This is a genomic window from Streptomyces sp. NPDC042638, assembly GCF_040647235.1.
GTDB classification, from domain to species: Bacteria; Actinomycetota; Actinomycetes; order Streptomycetales; family Streptomycetaceae; genus Streptomyces; species Streptomyces rameus.
Window position 1 is genome coordinate 1 of the sequence record NZ_JBEZBT010000156.1, and the last position, 1,159, is coordinate 1,159.

Below are 1,159 nucleotides of genomic sequence, written 5' to 3' on the forward strand. Positions count from 1 at the left end.
GTTGAGCCTGGTGATGAGCGGGGCGATGGTGCGGCCCTCGCGTTCGGCGGCTTCCCAGTCGCGGGGCTTGAGCTGGTACTTCTCCGAGTCCAGGTACTCCTCGCCACCCTCCCTGAGCGGGGTGTTCTCGCACAGTTCGTAGCCGGAGTAGATGCCCCAGGCGGGGGAGAGGGTGGCGGCGAGGACGGCACGGACCTCGAAGGCGGGACGCCCGCCGTGCTGGAGGTAGGCGTGCAGGATGTCGGGGGTGTTGGCGAAGAAGTTCGGCCGCATGTAGGCCGCCGCCTCACCCGACAGCTCGGTGAGGTACTCGGTCAGCTCCTGCTTGGTGTTGCGCCAGGTGAAGTACGTGTACGACTGCTGGAAGCCGATCTGGGCGAGGGTGTGCATCATCGCGGGACGGGTGAACGCCTCCGCCAGGAAGATCACGTCGGGGTCCCTGCGGTTGACCTCGGCGATGACCCGCTCCCAGAACACCACCGGCTTGGTGTGCGGGTTGTCGACGCGGAAGATCCGCACCCCGTGCCCCATCCAGTGCCGCAGGATCCGGACGGTCTCGGCGACCAGGCCGTCCATGTCGGCGTCGAAGGCGATGGGGTAGATGTCCTGGTACTTCTTCGGCGGGTTCTCCGCGTAGGCGATGGTGCCGTCCGGGCGGTGGTGGAACCACTCGGGGTGTTTCTGCACCCAGGGGTGGTCGGGTGAGCACTGCAGCGCGAAGTCCAGGGCGACCTCCAGGCCCAGGGCGCGCGCCGTGCCGACGAAGTGGTCGAAGTCGTCGAGGGTGCCGAGGCCGGGGTGGACGGCGTCGTGGCCGCCCTCGGGCGAGCCGATCGCCCAGGGCACGCCGACGTCGTCCGGGCCGGCGGTGAGGGTGTTGTTGCGGCCCTTGCGGAAGGTCGTGCCGATCGGGTGGACGGGGGGCAGGTAGACGACGTCGAAGCCCATGTCCGCGATCGGCTTGAGCCGGCGGGCGGCGCTGCGCAACGTGCCGTGCGGCTGTTCCGCGGTGCCCTCCGAGCGCGGGAAGAACTCGTACCAGGAGCCGTACAGGGCGCGTTCACGCTCCACCAGCAGCGGCATCGGGTCCGAGGCGGTCACCAGCTCCCGCAGCGGATGACGGGCCAGCACCGCCCCCACCTCCGGCGACAGCGCCGCC

Annotated in this window: 1 pseudogene; it reads right to left on the reverse strand. The window is 69.9% G+C overall.

The window, feature by feature from the left end:
- A pseudogene (locus AB0B40_RS38210) lies at window positions 1-1,159 on the reverse strand (alpha-1,4-glucan--maltose-1-phosphate maltosyltransferase); the annotation flags it as partial.